Raw genomic sequence first — 294 nt, 5'->3', positions numbered from 1 at the left:
AATAGTTTGCTTGTGCTATTGAACTAATAGTAAGTAAGCTTACTGCTAATGCGATTGTTGTTTTTTTCATATTATTCATTTCACTTTTCCTTTTTGTTGTTTAATTTGAATTGATGATACAAAGAGTGCCTATACCACCAGCTCTAATTTCTTCTTTTATAGATCCATTTTCAGTTATGCAACTTTCTCTTTCTTGACGAGTTAAACCGGGGTTAATTCGATCTTCTTCACCTGTTGTCGTTAAATAGCTATTGCCAGTATTGTCAGTATAAAAATGCCAGCCGTCGCCAAGTC

1 protein-coding gene is annotated in these 294 nt (G+C 34.0%); it reads right to left on the bottom strand.

The window, feature by feature from the left end; all coding sequences use genetic code 11:
- Positions 1–100: 100 nt before the first annotated feature.
- Positions 101–294: hypothetical protein (locus RMT89_RS42180; RefSeq protein WP_315889052.1), on the bottom strand; the 194-nt coding region annotated here is incomplete at its 5' end.

The sequence above is a fragment of the Streptomyces sp. P17 genome, from assembly GCF_032436805.1.
GTDB lineage: Bacteria > Actinomycetota > Actinomycetes > Streptomycetales > Streptomycetaceae > Streptomyces.
Note: the sequence above shows the minus strand (reverse complement) of the source record. Positions and strands in the feature narration are given on the sequence as shown.